The sequence below is a fragment of the Parafrankia sp. FMc2 genome (assembly GCF_041008525.1).
Taxonomy (GTDB): Bacteria; Actinomycetota; Actinomycetes; order Frankiales; family Frankiaceae; genus Parafrankia.
In genome coordinates this window covers 1-19,827 of sequence record NZ_JBFLUG010000053.1, presented here as the reverse complement: position 1 = coordinate 19,827, position 19,827 = coordinate 1, and the positions used below count along the sequence as shown (strand labels likewise).

The 19,827-nt window shown below is 72.2% G+C and carries 14 protein-coding genes; 10 read left to right on the top strand and 4 right to left on the bottom strand.

Annotated elements, in window-relative coordinates; genetic code table 11:
• Positions 1–274: 274 nt before the first annotated feature.
• The 6 genes from AB1460_RS19055 (at position 275) to glgP (ending at position 9,840) form a co-directional block, all read left to right on the top strand.
• On the top strand, positions 275–1,468 hold the full coding sequence (locus AB1460_RS19055) for an HpcH/HpaI aldolase/citrate lyase family protein (RefSeq protein WP_368962950.1): 1,194 nt from the start codon (positions 275–277) through the stop codon (positions 1,466–1,468).
• Positions 1,465–2,937 (top strand): phosphoribosyltransferase family protein, encoded by a 1,473-nt coding sequence (locus AB1460_RS19050; RefSeq protein ID WP_368962948.1) that lies wholly within the window; start codon positions 1,465–1,467, stop codon positions 2,935–2,937. The genes AB1460_RS19055 and AB1460_RS19050 overlap by 4 nt, the downstream gene beginning before the upstream one ends.
• The gene (locus tag AB1460_RS19045; RefSeq protein WP_368962947.1) at positions 2,934–4,103 is read left to right on the top strand and encodes a cysteine protease StiP family protein; all 1,170 of its coding nucleotides are present in this window, start codon (positions 2,934–2,936) and stop codon (positions 4,101–4,103) included. Before AB1460_RS19050 ends, AB1460_RS19045 begins: the two co-directional genes overlap by 4 nt.
• Positions 4,100–4,957, top strand: a complete 858-nt coding sequence (locus AB1460_RS19040) for a sucrose-6-phosphate hydrolase (protein WP_368962945.1) — start codon at positions 4,100–4,102, stop codon at positions 4,955–4,957. The genes AB1460_RS19045 and AB1460_RS19040 overlap by 4 nt, the downstream gene beginning before the upstream one ends.
• 193 nt (positions 4,958–5,150) lie before the next feature.
• Positions 5,151–7,178 (top strand): acetate--CoA ligase, encoded by a 2,028-nt coding sequence (gene acs, locus AB1460_RS19035; protein WP_368962985.1) that lies wholly within the window; start codon positions 5,151–5,153, stop codon positions 7,176–7,178.
• 100 nt (positions 7,179–7,278) lie between these two features.
• Complete coding sequence (gene glgP / locus AB1460_RS19030; RefSeq protein ID WP_368962944.1) at positions 7,279–9,840, top strand: alpha-glucan family phosphorylase; 2,562 nt, start codon at positions 7,279–7,281, stop codon at positions 9,838–9,840.
• Positions 9,841–9,850: 10 nt separating this feature from the next.
• On the opposite strand, the gene glgX is transcribed toward glgP, so the two are convergent.
• Entirely contained in the window at positions 9,851–12,043 is a 2,193-nt protein-coding gene (glgX, locus tag AB1460_RS19025; RefSeq protein WP_368962942.1) for a glycogen debranching protein GlgX, read from the bottom strand.
• Positions 12,044–12,274: 231 nt separating this feature from the next.
• Here glgX and AB1460_RS19020 point away from each other — a divergent pair, with 231 nt between their 5' ends.
• Complete coding sequence (locus tag AB1460_RS19020) at positions 12,275–13,051, top strand: enoyl-CoA hydratase/isomerase family protein (RefSeq protein ID WP_368962941.1); 777 nt, start codon at positions 12,275–12,277, stop codon at positions 13,049–13,051.
• Between the two features lie 63 nt (positions 13,052–13,114).
• On the opposite strand, the gene AB1460_RS19015 is transcribed toward AB1460_RS19020, so the two are convergent.
• The 3 genes from AB1460_RS19015 to AB1460_RS19005 all read right to left on the bottom strand — a co-directional run bounded on the left by AB1460_RS19015 (position 13,115) and on the right by AB1460_RS19005 (position 16,364).
• The gene (locus tag AB1460_RS19015) at positions 13,115–14,404 is read right to left on the bottom strand and encodes an endonuclease/exonuclease/phosphatase family protein (protein WP_368962940.1); all 1,290 of its coding nucleotides are present in this window, start codon (positions 14,402–14,404) and stop codon (positions 13,115–13,117) included.
• 26 nt (positions 14,405–14,430) lie between these two features.
• Positions 14,431–15,900 carry a transcriptional regulator gene (locus tag AB1460_RS19010; protein ID WP_420497314.1) on the bottom strand — a complete coding sequence of 490 codons (1,470 nt, stop codon included), beginning with the start codon at positions 15,898–15,900 and terminating at the stop codon, positions 14,431–14,433.
• Between the two features lie 296 nt (positions 15,901–16,196).
• Entirely contained in the window at positions 16,197–16,364 is a 168-nt protein-coding gene (locus AB1460_RS19005; protein ID WP_368962938.1) for a hypothetical protein, read from the bottom strand.
• Positions 16,365–16,453: 89 nt separating this feature from the next.
• Here AB1460_RS19005 and AB1460_RS19000 point away from each other — a divergent pair, with 89 nt between their 5' ends.
• From AB1460_RS19000 to AB1460_RS18990, 3 genes are all read left to right on the top strand, one after another.
• Positions 16,454–17,239, top strand: coding sequence for an electron transfer flavoprotein subunit beta/FixA family protein (locus AB1460_RS19000; RefSeq protein WP_368962936.1), 786 nt, complete (start codon positions 16,454–16,456; stop codon positions 17,237–17,239).
• 12 nt (positions 17,240–17,251) lie between these two features.
• Positions 17,252–18,214 (top strand): electron transfer flavoprotein subunit alpha/FixB family protein, encoded by a 963-nt coding sequence (locus AB1460_RS18995; protein WP_368962934.1) that lies wholly within the window; start codon positions 17,252–17,254, stop codon positions 18,212–18,214.
• 173 nt (positions 18,215–18,387) lie between these two features.
• Positions 18,388–18,939 (top strand): PadR family transcriptional regulator, encoded by a 552-nt coding sequence (locus tag AB1460_RS18990; RefSeq protein WP_368962933.1) that lies wholly within the window; start codon positions 18,388–18,390, stop codon positions 18,937–18,939.
• The last annotated feature ends 888 nt before the right edge of the window (positions 18,940–19,827 follow it).

The window sequence follows — 19,827 nt, the reverse complement described above, 5'->3', positions numbered from 1 at the left end:
GACCAGTTCCTGGCACGGGCCGGCGTCCCCAGCGACAGGGGCGCCGGCCCGTTTGCCTGTCGACAACTGTTGTGCACCCAGGTGTCGTGCGGTGTTTCGTCCCGGATCCCCGAAGAGGCGGGGTACCGTCTGCGACGGGCCCTCTGTCCCGCGCTGACCGCCCTGCGACCCGCGCGGCTGCGGGTTGGGTGAGGGAGACGGCCTGGCCGTTCCCGATTCCGTGGATCGTCGTGCACCGTCCTGCTGCCGGAACGTCCTGACAGGAGCGAGCCGCTTGCGTCATTTCAGTTTCCTGGACGACGCCAGCGCCGGTGCGCTGTTCCACCGTGCTCCCCGGGAGATCGTCCCGACCGACGACCGACGGCTGGTAGCCACGGCGCTGGGCGCCACCCTGTACGCCCCCGGCACCAGGCCCCGCCTGGCCAGGGACGTCCGACGGCAGGTGGCGGCGGGTGTGACGTCGATGGTCCTCTGCCTGGAGGACGCCATCGCCGACCACGAGGTGATCGGCGCGGAGTCGAACGTCGTGGCCGCCCTGGACGATCTCGGCGCGGATCCCCCGCGCTGCGGAGCCGGCCCGCCGATGTTGTTCGTCCGGGTACGTGCCGTGGAACAGATAATGACGCTGCTGGGCCGTCTGAGCCGCCCGGCACGCGCCCTTGTCGCCGGATTCGTGCTGCCGAAGTTCGGCATCGAGAACGGCGGCCCGGGCCTCGCCGCGGTGCTGCGCGGATCGGAGGTGCTGGGCCGCCCGCTGTGGGCCATGCCGGTGCTGGAAAGCCCGGCGGTCATCTTTCGTGAAACGCGGGTCGACGAACTGGGCGGCGTGCGCCGGCTGATGGACGAGTACACCGACAACGTCCTTGCCGTGCGGCTGGGTGCGACGGACCTCTCCGGTCTCTTCGGGCTGCGCCGGGACCGGGATCTCACCATTTACGACATCGCGGTGGTCCGGGACTGCATCGCCGACATCGTGAACATCTGCGCCCGCGGCGGTGACCATGTGGTCACAGGTCCGGTGTGGGAGTACTTCGCGCAGCCGGAGCGATTGTTCGTCAGTGCGCTGAGGGTCACCCCGTTCGAGGAGGCCGACCTGGTCCACGGCAGCGAGCAGGGAGCCCGGATCCGGTCCGAGCTGGTGTCCGCCGACTTCGACCGGCTCATCCGGGAGGTCGTGCTCGACAAGGCCAACGGGCTCATCGGCAAGACGGTGATCCATCCCACCCATGTGCCGGCCGTGCACGCGCTGCACGTCGTCACCCAGGAGGAGTACGAGGATGCGGAGGTGATCCTTGCCGGTGACACGGGCGGGGTACGGGCGAGCAGCTACGAGAACAAGATGAACGAGCTTCGTCCGCACCGGCTGTGGGCCGAGGCGGTGCAGCGGCGGGCACAGGCGTTCGGCGTGCTGCGCGAGGGCCTCACGTTCGTCGACGTGCTGGCCGCGACCCAGGACGCGCTCCGATGACCGCGCTGGTCCCCGGCGGGCTGGCGCCCGGCGGGCTGGCTCCGTCCGGCCCGCCGGCGAGCCGCCCGTCCGGTCCGGACTGGCTGTGGGAGGCGCTCGGGCTGCGGATCGAGGTCCGTCAGGACGGGGAGCACGAACCACCACAGGAGGCACCGCAGGAGCACCACGGGGAGAAGCTGCGGGAGCTGGTGGGTCTGGCTCTGCGCCGCAACCCGCGACGGGCCCACCTGCTGGTCAGCCGGGTCCTCGGCAAGCACCTGCCGGTGCCGCCGGCCGTCGCGCTCGACGCGGGCGCCCGGCTGGCCGGCCTGGTCCGAGCCCTGCCCGAGCCGGGCCACGGGCCCGGTCCGGTGCCGGCAGCGGCGCCGGCGCCGGTGGTCATCGGCTACTGCGAGACCGCGACGGCGCTGGGCCACGCGGTCGCCGACGGCCTGCCGAACAGCCACTACCTGCACACGACCCGCCGGGCCGTCCCGGGCATGACCCCGCTGCTGGAGTTCGTCGAGTCGCACTCGCACGCCACCCACCACTGGCTCATGCCGGAGGACCCCGACGTGCTCGCCGCTCCGGGCCGGCTGGTGCTCGTCGACGACGAGCTGTCGACCGGGCGCACGGCTCTGGGGACCATCCGCATCCTGCACGCGTTCGCCCCCCGGACGGACTACGCCGTCGCCGCGCTCGTCGACGCCCGGCCCCCCGCCGCGCGGGCCGCGTTCGCCGCCCTCGCCACCGAGCTGGGCGTGCGCCTGGACGTCGTCTCACTGGTCGCGGCCACGGTCTCGGTGCCCGAGGACGTCACCGAGCGCGCCAGCGCCATCCGCGGCTCGTACGCCGCCCTCGCCCCCGTGCCCGACCCGGTGGCCGCTGGCGGCCCGTCTCCGGAGGGCGCGGTCGACGCGGTGGCGGCGGCCCCGCCAGCGGCAACGGTGACCCGGGTGGCGGTGCCCTGGCCGGCCGGGCTGCCGGACGGGGCGCGGCACGGCTGGTCGCCGACCGTCCGCGAGCGCCTGACCGAGGCACTTCCCGCCGCCGCCCGGGACGTCCTGGCCGCCCTGCGGTCAGCGCAGGGAGACGGGGCCGCTCGCGGTGGCGACATCCTGGTACTGGGCACCGAGGAGCTGATGTACGTGCCGATGCGGCTGGCGCACGGTCTCGCCGAGCTGACGGAACGGCACGTCGTCTACCAGTCGACGACCCGGTCCCCGGTACACCCGCTGGACGTCGACGGTTACGCCATCCGGTCGTCGCTCACCTTCCCCGCGCCGGACGACCCGGGGCGGGTCAGCCATGTCTACAACGTCGGGCCGGGCCGCTACGACGACATCGTGGTCGTCGTCGACTCGGGGATGGACGGCCGCGGCCCCGTCCCCGGCGGGCCTGCCCTGGACGGGCTGCTCGCCGAGCTGGCGGCCTGCGCGCCGGTGACCGTCGTGACGCTGCCCTGCTACGTCCCGGAGCGTGCGGCATGACCATCTCCCCGCCCGCGGGTGTCGGCGGACGCCCCCTGATCGGCTCCGGGTCGTACCTGCCCGAGGACGTCACGTTCCTGCTGACCGACCTGAGTACGGCGAACCTGGAACGGCCGACGGAGGACCGGGAGGAGGGCTTCCAGTCCGGCCGGCACTACTCCGAGGACCTGCCGATCGAGTACCAGCCGGACGCCGCCTACCTGGAGATCTACCAGCAGGCCCTGGAACGTTCGGCGCGCCGGGTGGCACTGGCGACCGGGATCGTCGCCGAGCTCGTCCGGCACACCAAGCCGGCGCCGGTGCTCGCCTCGATCGCCCGCGCGGGCACGCCCATCGGCATCCTGATGCGGCGCTGGTACCTGTTCCGGCACAGCCTGGACGTCCCGCACTACGCCATTTCGGTGATCAAGGACCGGGGCGTGGACCTGAACGCGCTGCGGCACATCACCGACCGGCACCCGGCCGCGGCGGTCCAGTTCGTCGACGGCTGGACGGGCAAGGGTGTGATGACCCGGGTCCTCACCGAGGCGGTGCGCGGGCTCGGGCTCGACGACACCCTCGCCGTGCTCGCCGACCCGGCGCGCTGCGTGTCGCTCTTCGGCACCCGGGACGACTTCCTGATCCCCAGCGCCTGCCTGAACTCCACGGTCAGCGGCCTGGTCAGCCGCACGGTGCTGAACGCCGACCACATCGGCCCGGACGACTTCCACGGCGCCAAGTTCTACGGCGAGCTCACCGAGCACGATCTCTCCCGGCACTTCGTCGACACGATCGTCAGCCGCTTCGACGAGGTGGCCGACGAGGTCGACGGCGAGTGGCCCCGGCTGTGGGCCGCCGACCGGACACCGACCTGGGAGGGCTGGGCCGCCGTCGAACGCATCGCCGCCCGGTTCGACATCCCCGATGTGATCATGGTCAAGCCCGGGGTGGGGGAGGCGACGCGGGTACTGCTGCGCCGGGTGCCCTGGCGGATCCTGGTCGCGCCCGACCGGGTCGACGAGCTCGCGCACGTGCTCGCGCTGGCCGAGGCGCGGGGGGTGCCGGTGGAGGAGATGGAAGGCCTGCCGTTCTCCTGCGTCGGCCTGGTCCGGCCGGTGCGGTCGGAGGCGGAGGGTGCTCCCGTGTTCCACACCCCCGCGGCGCGCTGGCGCCCGGTCGCGCCATGACCTCGGTGGCGTCCTCGGTGCCCGGCGGCTCCGTCCCGCCGGTGCGCGGGCGGGCCATGCTGGCCTGTGACCTGGACCAGACCCTGATCTTCTCCCGGACGTCGTTTCGCCTCCCGGTGGGAGCCGCGGAACCGTCGATCACCGTTGTCGAGCTGATCGACGGCGCCCCGTCCGCCTACCTGACGACCCGCGGCCTCGCCGTGCTGGCCCGGCTGCACCAGGCGGCGGTCTTCGTCCCCGTCACCACCCGCACCCTCGCCCAGTACCGGCGGATCGACCTGGGGGTCCGTCCGGCGTTCGCGGTCGCCGCCAACGGCGGGCACCTCCTCGTCGACGGCGAGCCCGACCCGGCGTGGGCGGAGCAGGTCGCCGCCCGGCTGGCCGGGGCCTGCGCACCGCTGGCACAGATGCAGGACCTCGCCGCCCGGCTCGCCGCCGACGGCTGGGCCAGGCTGGTGCGCACCGCCGACGACCTGTTCGTCTACCTGGTCGCCCACAGCCGGGACGTGATCCCCGACCTGTCCGCCGTCGCCGCCGAGGTGGCCGAGGTGGGCTGGTCGCTGTCCGCGCAGGGCCGCAAGGTGTACCTCGTCCCGGCGGCGCTCACCAAGCAGGCGGCGGTGGCCGAGGTGGCCCGCCGCGCCGGGGTCGGCCGGGTGCTCGCCGCGGGCGACTCCGTCCTGGACGTGCCGATGCTCGCCGCCGCGGACCTCGCCGTCCGCCCGGCCCACGGGGAGCTGCACGACCAGGACTGGCACGCGCCCCACCTGACGGTGACCACCGCCACCGGCATGCTCGCCGCCGAGGAGCTCCTGGACCTCCTGCACACCTGGGCGACCACGACCGCCTCCTAGTCCTCATGCACTCCCGTCTCGTCCCGTCCGGGCTGGTCCCGTCCGCGGGCCAGCGGGTTCTGGGAGGACGTCGGTGCTTCGTGATACACCGGTGAAACCGTGGGTGACCATGCGCTTCGGGTCACCGCGCCGCAGGACCGTCCGCCGTTCGGAACCTTCGCCGCCGCAGGAGGAACGCGTGACCGTGACCGGCATGAACACAGGTGGTGCCGCCGACGGCAGCGCCGAGGGTGGCGAGCTGGAGGCTGAGCTGACGCGCCTGCTGGGCGTCGAGCGCTTCGAGCCGCCGGCCGGTTTCGTCCCGCGCCAGTCGGCGGCGGACGAGACCGCCACCGCCGACGCGGCGGCCGACCCGCTGGCCTTCTGGGCCGCCCGGGCCCGCGAGCTGCTGGTGTGGGACAAGCCCTTCACCCGTGTCCTCGACGACACGAACCCGCCGTTCTACCGCTGGTTCGACGACGGGGAGCTCAACGTCTCCGCCAACTGCCTCGACCGCCATGTCGCGGCCGGGCTGGGGGAGCGGGTCGCCTACCACTGGCACGGCGAGGAGGGCGAGCGCCGCAGTGTCACCTACGCCGAGCTGCTCGCCGACACCCAGAGGCTGGCGAACGGCCTGCGCGCGCTCGGCGTTGTCCCCGGCGACGTGGTGGGAATCTTCCTGCCGATGATCCCCGAGGTCGCGGTCGCCATGCTGGCCTGCGCCCGGATCGGCGCGGTGCACAACGTGGTCTTCGGCGGGTTCGCTCCGTCGGCGGTGCGGGAGCGCATGGAGGTCTCCGACGCCAAGGTGCTCATCACCGTCGACGGAGCCCGCCGCAAGGGGCGCACGGCGGCGGTGAAGGCCGGCGTGGACGCCGAGCTCGGCGACCTGCCGAAGCTGGAGCACATCGTGGTCGTCCGCTCCACGGGCCCGGTGGGCGGGGCCGAGACGGCGATGACCGCGGGGCGCGACGTCTGGTACCATGACCTGCTCGCGGCGGCGGACCCGATCTGCCCGCCGCTGCCGGTCAGCGCCGAGCACCCGCTGTTCATCCTCTACAGCTCGGGGTCGACGGCGAAGCCGAAGGGCATCCTGCACACCACCGGCGGCTACCTGCTCGGCGCGACCTACACCCACCGCGCGGTCTTCGACATCGATCCCGCGACCGACGTCTACTGGTGCTCCGCCGACGTCGGCTGGATCACCGGGCACTCCTACATCGTCTACGGGCCGCTCTCGAACGGCGTGACCAGCGTGATGTACGAGGGCGCTCCGGACTATCCGGACTACGACGTCTGGTGGCGGCTGATCGCCGAGTACCAGGTGACGATCTTCTACACCGCGCCGACCGCGATCCGCGCCTGCATCAAGTGGGGAGCCGAGTACCCGGGCCGGCACGACCTGTCGTCGCTGCGGCTGCTCGGGTCCGTCGGCGAGCCGATCAACCCGAAGGCCTGGCTGTGGTACCACCGGGTGATCGGCGGCGGGCGCTGCCCGATCGTCGACACCTGGTGGCAGACGGAGACCGGTTCGATCATGATCTCGCCGATCCCCGGGGTGACCGCGACCAAGCCCGGGTCGGCGACCAGGCCACTGCCCGGGATCACCCCGGCCCTGGTGTCGGAGGCCGGCGAGCCGCTGACCGAGGGCACCGGCATCCTGGTGATCACCAGTCCGTGGCCGTCGATGCTGCGCACGCTGTACCGCGACGACGAGCGCTTCGTCGAGACCTATTTCTCCCGCTTCGGCCCGCGGACCTACGTGGTCGGCGACGCGGCCCGTCTCGACGCGGACGGCTATTACTGGATCATCGGCCGGATCGACGACGTCATCAACGTGTCGGGGCACCGGCTGTCGACCGCGGAGGTCGAGTCGGCGATCGTCTCGCACGAGGCGGTCGCCGAGGCGGCCGTGGTGGCGCAGGCGGACGAGGACACCGGCCAGGCGATCGTGGCCTTCGTGACCCTGCGCGGTGAGCGTGCCGGCGCGGCCGGCGAAGCCGGGGACGACGCCATGGTCGAGCAGCTCCGCGAGCATGTGGCCCACCGGATCGGCAAGCTGGCCCGGCCCCGCCGGGTGATCTGGGCCGACGACCTGCCCAAGACCCGCTCCGGCAAGATCATGCGAAGGTTGTTGCGGGATGTCGCCGAGGGCCGCGAACTCGGCGACGTCACGACACTGCGCGACCCCGCGGTGATGGCCGCACTGGCGGCGAAGGTGGCCTCAGCTCCGGACGAGTAGTCGTTCCGGCCGGATTGCGGCGAAGTTGTTCCTCCTTCTTTACCGACGCGCCGAACCCGGGTGTCGCGAGTTCATGCGCCCTGTTTAGGCTTCCCGTCTCGTGAGAGCGCTGCGCAGATTCACTGTCCGTGCCCAGCTCCCGGAGCAGCTCGCGGCTCTGGGCGAACTGGTTCTGAACCTCCGGTGGTCGTGGCACCCGGAGACGCTCGACCTGTTCGAGTCCGTCGATCCGGAGCTGTGGCGGGCCTGCAAGGGAGATCCGGTCCGCCTGCTCGGCGAGGTCGACCACGATCGCCTCGTGGCGCTCTCGACGGACCGGAAGTTCCTGCGCCGCCTTTCCGACGCGGCCGACGACCTTCAGGAGTACCTGACCACCGACCGCTGGTACCAGAAGCAGGCGATCGGGGACGCGCCGCGCGCCATCGCCTACTTCTCGCCGGAGTTCGGCATCACCGAGGTGCTTCCGCAGTACTCGGGCGGTCTGGGCATCCTCGCCGGCGACCACCTGAAGACCGCGAGCGACCTGGGCGTCCCGATCGTCGGCGTCGGTCTGCTCTACCGGGCCGGCTACTTCGTCCAGTCGCTGTCCCGGGACGGGTGGCAGCAGGAGCGCTACCCCGGGATCGACCCACACGGCCTGCCGCTCACCCAGCTCACCGACGCCGACGGCGCCCCGGTGAAGGTCGCCGTCGGCCTCCCCGAGGGCCGCACCCTGCACGCGCAGATCTGGAAGGCGCAGGTCGGACGGGTCCCGCTGCTGCTGCTCGACTCCGATGTCGAGGACAACCAGTCGTCCGAGCGCAGCGTCACCGACCGCCTCTACGGCGGGGGGACGGACCACCGCCTGCTCCAGGAGATGCTGCTCGGCATCGGCGGGGTGCGGGCGCTGCGGGCCTACGCGGCGGTCACCGGCAATCCGGCGCCGGAGGTCTACCACACCAACGAGGGGCACGCCGGCTTCCTCGGCCTGGAGCGCATCCGCGAGCTCACCGAGACCGGGCTGAGCTTCGACGAGGCGCTGGAGGCCGCCCGCGCCGGGACGCTCTTCACCACGCACACCCCGGTGCCCGCCGGCATCGACCGGTTCCCCAAGGACCTGGTGGCCCGGCACTTCGGCGGCGACAACAGCTGGCCGGGTGTGCCGGTCGAGCGGGTGCTCGAACTCGGCGACGAGCCGGACCCGAACGTCTTCAACATGGCCCACATGGGCCTGCGCCTCGCGCAGCGCTCCAACGGTGTGAGCGGCCTGCACGGCATCGTCAGCCGGGAGATGTTCGCCGCGCTGTGGCCCGGGTTCGACCACAGCGAGGTGCCGATCGGCTCGGTGACCAACGGGGTGCATGCGCCGACCTGGGTCTCCCGGTCCATCGTCGAGCTCGCCGACCGCCAGACCGGGCCGGGGCTGCTCAGCGGTGACGCCGGTTTCGCCCAGTTCGACCGGGTGCCCGAGGAGGCCATCTGGGCCACCCGCCGCGAGCTGCGGGAGCAGCTCGTCGCCGAGATCCGGCGCCGGGTGCGCGCCTCCTGGCTGCAGCGCGGCGCCGCCCCCGGCGAGCTCGACTGGGTGGAGTCGATCTTCGACCCGGACGTCCTCACCATCGGTTTCGCCCGCCGGGTGCCGTCCTACAAGCGGCTGACGCTGATGCTGCGCGACTCCGAGCGGCTCAAGCGCCTGCTGCTGCACGCCGACCGCCCGGTACAGATGGTCATCGCGGGCAAGGCGCACCCGGCCGACGACGGCGGCAAGCTGCTCGTCCAGCAGATCGTGCAGTTCGCCGACAACCCGGCGGTGCGGCACCGGATCGTCTTCCTGCCCGACTACGACATCGGCATGGCCCGTTTCCTCTACGCCGGCTGTGACGTCTGGCTGAACAACCCGCTGCGCCCCCTGGAGGCCTGCGGCACGTCCGGGATGAAGGCGGCGCTCAACGGCTGCCTCAACCTGTCCATCCGGGACGGCTGGTGGGACGAGATGTTCGACGGCCAGAACGGCTGGGCGATCCCGACCGCCGACGGTGTGGAGGACCCCGACCGGCGGGACGACATCGAGTCCGCCGCGCTGTACGACCTGCTCGAGAACACGGTGACGGCGCACTTCTACGACCGGGCGCAGCCGTCGGCGCACCCGCCCCGGTGGACGGCGATGGTCCGGCACACCCTGTCGACCCTGGGCCCGCAGGTACTGGCGACCCGGATGGTGCGCGAGTACGTGGAGCGCTACTACGTCCCGGCCGGGGCGTCGGCGCGTCGGGCGACCGAGGACGACCTCGCGGGGGCCCGTGACCTCGCCGCCTGGAAGCAGCGGGTGCGGGCTGCCTGGCCGGGTGTGCGGGTGCTCAACGTCGACTCCGCCGGGCTCGGGGACACCCCCCAGGTGGGCCAGTCGCTGGTCGTCCGGGCGACTGTCGACCTCGGTGGGCTCGACCTCGCCGACGTCGACGTGATCGCCTCCTACGGCCGGGTGGACGAGACCGACCGCATCCTCACGGCCGCCACGCTCTCGTTGAGCGAGGTGGGGGAGGGCGAGGGCGGCCACGGCCACCGCTTCGAGGGCACCATTCCCCTGGGGCGCACCGGCCCGTTCGGCTACACGGTGCGCGTCCTGCCGCGCCATCCGCTGACGGCCAGCTCGGCCGAGCTCGGCCTGGTCACGAACCCCTGACCCGATCCGGTCAGGGAACCGCCCGCAGAACGACGACCCCGCGGCCCCGGACCAGCAGCGTCTCCCCGGCGGACAGCCTCCGCCGGGGAGCGGTGACCGTCTCCGGGAAGCCAGCAAGATCGTCCTCGGCGGTGTCGAGCAGCAGCTCGTAGCCTGCGGCCCACGGCTGCCCGGGCAGAGTGACCGGCCGGTCGGCGCTGTCCGGGTGGATGACGATCAGCAGGCTTTCGCCGCGGATCGGCTCGCCCACCGCGTCCGTCCACTCGATCGCGGTGCCGGCGAGGTGGGCGACGAGGGTCGCCACCTGCGGCGCGTTCCAGTCCGCCGGCGACATCACCGTGCCGTCGGCGCGGAACCAGGTGATGTCGGGCAGTGCGTCCACGGTCGCCGCGCCGCCGCGGAGGAACCGCTCCCGCCGCAGCACCGGGAACGTCCGCCGCATCCGGTTCAGCCCGCCGATCAACGGGATCAGCGCCGGATCAGGCCCGGCCGGATCCGCCGCCGGTGCGTCCCCCGCCGGTGCGTCCGCCGGCGGGGTGGCGGGCCAGGCCAGCCACGAGACGGCGTTGTCCTGGCAGTAGGCGTTGTTGTTGCCGCCCTGCGAACGTCCGAGCTCGTCGCCGGCGACCAGCATCGGGACGCCGGCCGAGAGCAGCAGGGTGGCGACCAGCGCCCGGCGGGACCGCCGGCGCGCGGTGAGGATCTCCGGATCGTCGGTGGGGCCCTCCACTCCGTGGTTCGACGACCGGTTCTCCGATTCCCCGTCCCGGTTGCCCTCCAGGTTCGCCTCGTTGTGCTTCTCCTGGTAGGAGACCAGGTCGGCCAGCGGGAATCCGTCGTGCGCCGTGACGAAGTTGACCGAGGCCCAGGGGCGGCGGCCGCTGTGCTGGTAGAGGTCGGAGGAGCCGGTGATCCGGTAGCCGAGGTCGGCGACGCTGCCCGTCCGGCGGCTGAAGATCTCCCGCAGCGTGTCGCGGAACCGGCCGTTCCACTCCGCCCACGGCGCCGGGAATCCGCCGACCTGGTAGCCGCCCCAGCCCAGGTCCCACGGCTCGGCGATCAGCTTCACGGAGCTCAGGTGCGGGTCGGCGTGGATCGCGGTGAGCAGCGGCGCCGCCGGGTCGTATCCCTCCGGCGCGCGGGCCAGCGCCGTGGCGAGGTCGAAGCGGAACCCGTCCACCCCCATCTCGGACACCCAGTAGCGCAGCGAGTCGCAGATGAGCCGCACCGCGTGCGGGGACGTCGCGTCGACCGTGTTCCCGCAGCCGGTCACATCCCGGTAGCGTCGCGGGTCGTTCGGCTCGACGCGGTAGTACGCCAGGTTGTCCAGGCCGCGCAGGCTCAGTGTCGGCCCGCGTTCGCTGCCCTCGGCCGTGTGGTTGTAGACGACGTCGAGCAGCACCTCCAGCCCGGCGTCGTGCAGCGCGCTGACCATCGCGCGGAACTCCCCGATCGGGTCGCCGGTGGCCGCGTAGCCCGGGTGGGGGGCGAAGAAGCCCAGGGTGTTGTAGCCCCAGTAGTTGGTGAGCCCCTGCTCCAGCAGGGTCGTCTCCGAGATGTGCGCGTGGACCGGGAGCAGCTCGACGGCGGTGACCCCGAGGCCGCACAGGTGCTCGATGACCGCCGGGTGGGCCAGGCCCGCGTAGGTCCCCCGCAGCGGTTCGGGGACCGCGGGGTGCAGCCGGGTGAGGCCGCGGACGTGCGCCTCGTACACGACGGTGTCGGTCCACGGTGTCGCCGGCCGGTTCCGGGTCGGATCGGGCCCCGCGGGCGCCCCGGTGACGACTCCCCGGGGCACGTACGGCGCCGAGTCGCGGTCGTCGGGGCCCAGCCCGTAGGGGTCACCGTGGGTGTATCCGTGCACGGCCGGATGGGGTACGAACCCGCCGGTGACCTGACGGGCGTAGGGGTCCAGCAGGAGCTTGGCCGGGTTGTACCGGTAGCCCCGCTCCGGGGCGTACAGGCCATGGGCCCGCAGCCCGTACACCTGCCCCGGGCGGACCCCGGGCAGGTAGCCATGCCAGACACCACCGTCCCGTTCGGGGAGCCGGAAGCGCGTCTCGCCCGGCGCCGCACTCCCGCCGCCCGGGTCGTCGAAAAGGCAGAAGTCCACGGCCTGGGCGTGCGGGGCCGCGACGGCGATGTTGACCCCGGCGCCGTCCCAGTGGACGCCGAGTGGCTGGGTCGAACCGGGGCGGATCATGGCTTCGACGCTAGCCCTCAGCCGCGCGGCGGTCCCGGAAACGACTCTTGCGCCCTGTCAGGTGATCTGCATCACGTCCGGTTGGTTGGACGGCAGGCGTCGAAGGCCCCGGGCCCCGGGGCCGGACTCCTGAACGTGCACGTGCGCTCGTCTAGGGTTGGCGAGGGCCCGCCAGGGACTGCCTGGTGGGTGGGGGTGTCCCACCCGTTCGCGGTGATGCGGAGGTCTGTGATGGCGGTCGTGCGGCTTGAGGTCTCGGACGGAGTCGGGACGATCAGGCTCGATCGCCCACCCATGAACGCCCTCAACGCCGAGCTCACCGTCGAACTGCGGGCCGCGGCGCTGGAGGCCACCAGTCGGACCGACATCCGCGCCGTCGTCATCTACGGCGGGGAGAAGGTCTTCGCCGCCGGCGCCGACATCAAGGAGATGGCCGGCCTGGACATCGCCGGCATCGCCGCCTGGGTCCGCGACCTGACCTCGACCTTCGAGCTCATCGCCCGGATCCCCAAGCCGGTGGTCGCGGCCGTCACCGGCTTCGCCCTCGGCGGCGGCCTGGAGCTCGCGCTGTGCGCGGACTTCCGGGTGCTCGCCGAGAACGCCAAGGTCGGCCTGCCCGAGATCACCCTCGGCGTCATCCCCGGTGCTGGCGGCACCCAGCGCCTGCCCCGGCTCGTCGGCCCGAGCAGGGCGAAGGAGCTCGTCTTCTCCGGCCGCCAGGTGCGCGCGCCCGAGGCGGAGGCGATCGGCCTCGCCGACCGGGTGGTGCCCGCGGGGGAGGTGTACGCGGCGGCGCTCAGCCTGGCCGGGACGTTCGTCAACGGTCCGGCGGTGGCGCTCGCCGCGGCGAAGCAGGCGATCGACGACGGCTCCGAGCTCGCCATCTCCGAAGCGCTCCGGCTGGAGAGCGCCCTGTTCACCGGCCTGTTCGGCACCGAGGACCGGCGCCGCGGCATGGAGTCGTTCGTGGAGCGCGGCCCGGGCAAGGCGGAGTTTGTCGGGCGGTAGCCGTCCCGGGCAGCCGGCCGCGGGCGGGCGGGGCCGGAGCTCCCGGGCCGGAGCTCCCCGCGGTCAGCGCAGGGCGAGATCGACGGTCACGGGCTTGTGGTCGCTGCCGAACTCGGTGCCCACCTGGTAGCTGGTGATCGCGAATGCCGGTGAGGCCAGCACGTGGTCGATCCGGAGCACCGGCGGGAACATGACCATGTCGGCGTTCCAGGTCGGCGTCCACCCGGCGCCGACGACGTCATGGGCGTCCCGGACGCCCGCCGAGATCAGCCGGCGCATCGGCCGGTGGTCCCGGGTGGCGTTGAAGTCCCCGGCGAGTACCACCGGCAGCCGGGCCGCCCGGACCTCCTCCTGCAGCTGGTCGAGCTGGGCGCGCCACCGGCGGGCGTAGTCACCGGACGTGGGCGAGATCGTGTGCACCGCGTAGACGACGAACGACCTGCGCTCGTCCACCCGTACCGTCGCCCGCAGCGACATGGACCCGGCCACCTCGGGCGCCGCGGCGTCCGAGAGGGGGAAGCGGGAGAACACCGCCGCGCCGAACGCGCCCTCCTCCGGCCGGGCCTCGGAGTAGCGGTATCCCGCCAGCGCACCCGACTCCCGGACCTTCGCCAGCGTCAGCGGCGAGACCTCGACCAGGACGATCACATCCGGGCTGGCCTGGCGGATCTGCTGGCCCAGCCGTCCCGCCTCCGCGTTGCGGTACAGCAGGTTGGCGGTCATCACCCGCAGCCGGGCCGAGCCCTGTCCGGCCTCGTCCGGGTTGCCGGGGATCACCTCCGGCGCCGTCCAGACCAGGTGGGCCGCCGCGACCAGGACGCACAGGATCATGAGCCGGCTGCGCCTCAGCGCGAACCCGATCGCCAGCGCCGCGTACACCGGCAGGTAGAGCAGCGGAGTGAGGGCGTTCGCCGCCGATGCCGGCCAGGCGACCGCATCGTCCAGGTGGACCAGCCGCCCGGCGGCGATGAGCGCGAGACCGGCCGTCGTGATCCAGGCGGCAAGCACGAGCAGGGTCCGGCCCGGGTGGGTCGGCCACGCGCCGTCCGTCCCTCGCCCGAACGGACCGGACGCCCCGACGGGCGGCAGCGCCGGGATGGGCCCGGTTCCTCCGGCGGCTCCCGGGTCGCCTGGCCCATCACCTCCGCCACGCGGGCCTCTCCCACCCGACCGGTCATCCCCGCCGTGCGGGCTCCCGCCACCCCCACCGGCCGGGCCGCCCCCACCGCGCGGGCCGCCCGTGCCTGCCGGGTCCCCGCCGTGCCTGGTCGGGTCACTGCTGCCGGGCACGCCACTGCCAGATCTCGGTGCGCGGCGGGCGAACCGCCGGCCGGCGTCCTTTGCGAGGCTCACCGGACAAGCGTGCACGGTAGCCGGGGTCAGACGGCCGCGGGGTCCGTCTGGTCCCGTGAGCGGGCCACGACGCCGGTGGCCCGCGCGCGCCACTCCCGCGCGGCGACAACCGTCGAGAAGCCGGCCATGGCCCCGTCCAGTTCGGTCAGCTTGTTCGTGATCCGGGTCGACGACACCGAACCGGCGAGCTCGACCGCCCGGTACCCGGCCTCGAGCGCCGCGTCCAGATCAGGCCGCGGCCGCCGCAGGTAGGAGAGCGCGAGGTCCGCCTCCGCGTAGGCCCGGGTACGGGCCCGTGCCGGGCCCTGCAGGTCGCGGGCCTCCAGCAGCCGCTGCTCGGCGATGACCGCCCGACCCAGCAGCATGAAGCAGTGGCCCTGGCACTCGGCCACGTCACCGGGGTTGTAGTGCCCGGCCCAGGACGGCGCGTCACCCGGCTCGCGGGCAATCACCCGCTCCAGCTCGGCCAGCGCGCGCAGGCATCCCGACTCGTCACCGTTGCGGGCCAGCGCCCAGGCCAGCCTGTCCTGCAGCATCGCCTGAACGGGGGGTGCGGACTGCCGGGCCGCGCGGTCGATGGCCGCCCGGGCGAGTGCGAGGCTGTGCCGCGGGTGCCCCAGTGCCGCGGCCTGGTCGCTCATGGCCGACAGGACCCGGCCGGCCATCATCACGTCGTCGGCGTGCTCGGCGAGCGTCAGGGCCTGGATGTAGTAGCGCTGGGCCAGCGCCTGCCGGCTGGTGTCCTGCGCGAGCCAGCCGCTGAACTGGGCCAGCTCGGCGAGCGCGCTGAAGGTGTCGGTGTCCGCCGGCCCGTCGACCGCGGCCCGCGTCCGGTCGTGCAGGAAGGCGACGACCTGGGGCCGGATCTCGCTGCTGCCGAACCGGGCGTCCAGCCGGCGGAAGGTCGCCGTCATGTCCCGGATCATCGTGCCGCCGGACGGAGACGCCGGGACGTCCGAGGCGATGCGGTGGATCACGCCGGTGAGGCTGGACAGCACGGGGTCGGCGAACGCGGCCGCGGCGAAGGCCGCACCGTCGTGAAGCACGTCACGTCGCCGCATGTCCCGTCCCGACAGTCCGGCCAGGGTCCTCAGGGTGTCGTCCGGGACGTCGGCGGCGGCAAGGCCGAGATCATCACGTTCGTAGGACTCGCCCCGCCAGCCGAGGTCGGCCGGCGGCACCGGGTACCCGACCAGGGCGGAGAGCTCGGCGGCGGCGAGTTCCGCGACCATCGGGTCGCGAGGCTTCATCCCGCGCCGCCAGTGGCCGACCGTGGTTCTCGCGAGGCCCAGCTCGATGCGTCGCTGGACCTTGGCACGGTTGTTGACCTGGCGGGCGAAGCGGGTGTCGGAGACGCCGGCTTCGGCGAGGAGCCGGGCGAAGAGCCCGGGGGTGACGCCGCGGGCCTGGGTTCTCGCCGGTGGCGCGGCCGGCGTCGGGGGTGGCGACGCCGGCGGGCCCATCGACCGCGCCACCGCGATCGATGGGAGTGGCATGAGCTGTGTGGGTGCCGATCGGGATCCCGTTGGGCCCGGGGCGCGGACGCCACCCGGGTACTCGTCTGTGACCATGCGTCCCCCGTTGACCATGCGTCCCCCGTCCGGTCCGTGTGGCCGGCAGCGGCCCTACCAGGTGCGCAACTGCCCCGCGAGGCAGAAAGTAGCCGATTGGTCACGCATTTAGAAGAGGGGTGTGCAGTAGTAGGCCACAATGCACGGTCATGGTGGGACCCGGGACCCTTGTGTGTTCCGTGCCCAGGCGCCCGACACGTGAACCCGGGTGGAGACCGGTGTCAGGCGGTAGGGGTCACGTCACGGGACCCGTGGAGGACCCGGGGCGGGTAGCGCGCTGCCCGCTCGGGCGGTACGAGCGGTTGACCGTCCGTTCGGCAGATGTCCGTGGATGTCGTCCCGGTGTTGGCCTCGCCACCGGTGAGCAGCCCGATTGCGGCTTGCGTCACGGCCGCGATCATCGGGCACGTCGGCGCGTCAGATGCGACGATGCGGGGAGGACCGACATCGATATTGCTGGCTACGGAGGCCCCAAGGCGTGAACATCGTGGTTACCGTCAAGCAGGTTCCCGATACCTGGGCGGAGAAGAAGCTCGACGCCTCGGACAAGACGGTCGACCGCAAGAGCGTCGACAACGTCATGAACGAGATGGACGAGTACGGGGTTGAAGAGGCCCTCAAGATCAAGGAAGCCCACGGCGGCGAGGTGACGGTCGTCACGATGGGTCCGGAGAAGGCCGTCGAGACGATCCGCAAGGCGCTCTCGATGGGCGCGGACAAGGCCGTCCACCTCAGCGACGAGTCGCTGCACGGTTCCGACGCGCTCTCCACGTCCGCCGCCCTCGCAAAGGTGATCTCCACCCTCTCGCCCGACATCGTCATCACCTCCTCGGAGGCCTCCGACGCCCGGGGTGGCGTCATGGGCGCGCTCCTTGCGGAGCGGCTCGGTCTCCCGCAGCTCACCCAGGCCCGCAAGGTCACGGTCGACCCGGGCGCCGGCAAGGTCTCGGTCGAGCGTCTCGCGGACAACGGGTACGCCCTTGTCGAGGCGTCCCTGCCCGCGGTCGTCGGCGTGGTCGAGAAGATCAACCAGCCGCGTTACCCCTCGTTCAAGGGCATCATGGCGGCGAAGAAGAAGCCGCTGACGAAGCTCTCGGCCGCGGACGCCGGCCTGGACGCCGGGTCGGTCGGCCTGCCCGCCGCCGCCTCCACCGTCCTCGAGGCCCAGCCGGCCCCGCCGCGGGAGAGCGGCACCATCGTCAAGGACGAGGGTGACGGCGGCGCCAAGGTCGCTTCGTACCTCGCCGCCCAGAAGCTCATCTAGGAAGGTTGTTCGATGGCTGAAGTACTTGTTCTCGTCGAGCACACCGACGGTGAGCCGAAGAAGGTCACGGCCGAGCTGCTGACCCTGGCCCGCACTCTGGGCGAGCCCTCGGCGGTCTTCCTGGGCGGCCCGGGCACCTACGCCAAGGCGAAGGACTACCTCGCCCAGTACGGCGCGGCCAAGGTCTACCTGGTCGAGTCCGAGGACATCGCCGACCACGTGGCGGCCCCCGCCGCCGAGGTCCTCTCCAAGCTGGTGGCCGACACCTCGCCGGTCGCCGTGCTCGCCGCGGCGACGCCGGACTCCCGCGAGATCGCGGCGCGCACCGCGGCCCGGACGGACTCGGGCCTGATCTGGGACGCCACCGCGCTCACCGCGGACCTCACGGCCACCCAGGGCATCTTCGGCGGTTCGACGATCGTCAGCTCGAAGGTGACCAAGGGCACACCGGTCGTCGTCGTCCGCCCGAACTCCACTGCGCCCGAGGCCGCTCCGTCGACGCCGGCGGAGACCCCGGTCGACATCACGATCTCCGACGCCGCGAAGGGCGCGAAGATCGTGGACAGGGTGGTGGAGGCCAAGTCCGGGCGCCCGGACCTCACCGAGGCCCAGGTCGTCGTGTCCGGTGGGCGTGGTCTCGGCGCGGCGGAGCACTTCGCCCTGGTCGAGAAGCTCGCCGACACGCTCGGCGCCGCTGTCGGCGCGTCGCGTGCGGCGACCGACGCCGGCTGGTACCCGCACCAGAACCAGGTCGGCCAGACCGGCAAGACCGTGTCGCCGCAGCTCTACATCGCTGTCGGCATCTCCGGTGCGATCCAGCACCGGGCCGGGATGCAGACCTCGAAGACCATCGTGGCCGTCAACAAGGACCCCGAGGCCCCGATCTTCGAGTTCGCGGACTACGGGATCGTCGGCGACCTGTTCAACGTCGTCCCGCAGCTCACCGACGAGATCCAGAAGCACAAGGCGGGCTGATCCTCGGTCGGTCCGGGCGCTGGTCGCCGGAACCGACCGCGGCCACCTCGCACGGCATGACGGCCGGGTGCGGTGCCTCCGAACCAGGAGGCCCGCACCCGGCCGTCGGCGTTCCGGATCTCTCGCCTCTGTCGGCTACTCTACGTAGCGAGACAGCGGCGAGAGGTGTTTGCGTGTCACTGCGTCACGGGTTGCTGGGCCTGCTGGCCGAAGGTCCGGCCAGTGGCTACGACCTGACCCGCCGGTTCGAGCAGGTACTCGGAGCGGTGTGGCCCGCCGGTCACCCGCAGATCTACGGCGAGCTGAGCCGTCTCGCCAGCGACGGGCTGATCGAGATCGACAGCGAGGGCCCGCGCGGTCGCAAGGCCTACCGCATCACCGAGTCGGGCCTGACGGAGATCAGGCGCTGGTTGCGGGACTCGTCCGAGGTGGACCACACCACCCGGCTCCAGTCCCTCCTCCGGTCCTTCTTCTTCTGGCTGATGGAGCCCGCGGATCTCAACGACCATCTGATGCGCGAAGCCGACTTCTTCGCCGCCGCGGCCGGCCGGTACCGGACGTACGCGGATGCCGCGGATCGGGCCGAGGGCATCGACACACCGCAGCAGAGATCGCAGCGCATCGCGATCGAAGGCGGCGCGCGGCTCTACGAGGCACTTGCAGCCTGGGCGCGCTGGGCCGCGGACCGGACAGAACTGACGGGCGACCGACGCCGGCCGCTGTGATCTGCCGACTCCGCGCCGCTCCGCCCACCTCGGGCCCTGCGCGGCCGGGTGCCTACCCGCGCGGCGAACATCCTCGTTGCTGTCCGCGCTGTCCGTTCTGTTCACCCCGGGGTCGCTCTGCCTCCGTACGCGGGGTCTCGGGACGACCGCACAGTCGCCGACGGAAACGCCCCGACCCGAGCAGGGCCCGCGAGCCGGGGAGGGATTGTCCTCGTCCGGGTCCCGACGGACCGGGCGAGAGCGACGCACAACGGGCCTTCGCCAGGCCACGAATGCATGTCAGGTGGGGGCGCGTCCACCCCCCGGATCGCTCGTGTATAGTTCCGTCTCACCGCAGCAACCGGGGCTTAACGGCCCCGACGTCCGCGGGCCCAGGTTCCTCCGAGGGGGCACAGACCCCCCGAGGCAAGTGGCTCCCAGACAGTGCGGTACGGTTAGGAAAGTGGCAGTCGCCGGCAAACGCCGGAGCGATTTGACACAAACTCGAAAGCCTCGGTAACTTAACCGAGTCGCCACAGCCGAGGCCGAAAGGCCGAAACGGATGAGGCACCCCGGCACAGGAATGAATCGCAGAGAACAGCGATTTGACACCAGCCGGAAAGGTCGGTAACTTGACCAAGTCGCCACAGCCAGGGCCGAAAGGCCGAAACGGATGAGGCGAAAGCCGAAGGAAAAATCGCCAGAACAGCGATTTGACACCGGCGGGAAACACCAGGTAAATTAAAGAAGCTCCGGGGAACGCCGAAGGGCAAGAGCCGGAAGCATCTGCTCCTTGAGAACTCAACAGCGTACCGAATAGTCAGTGCCATATTTTTTAACCCCCGTCCATGGCCAGGGCTTGTGTGTTCTGGTGATGGTAGGGAAATTCCTTTGGCAATGATAGACGAT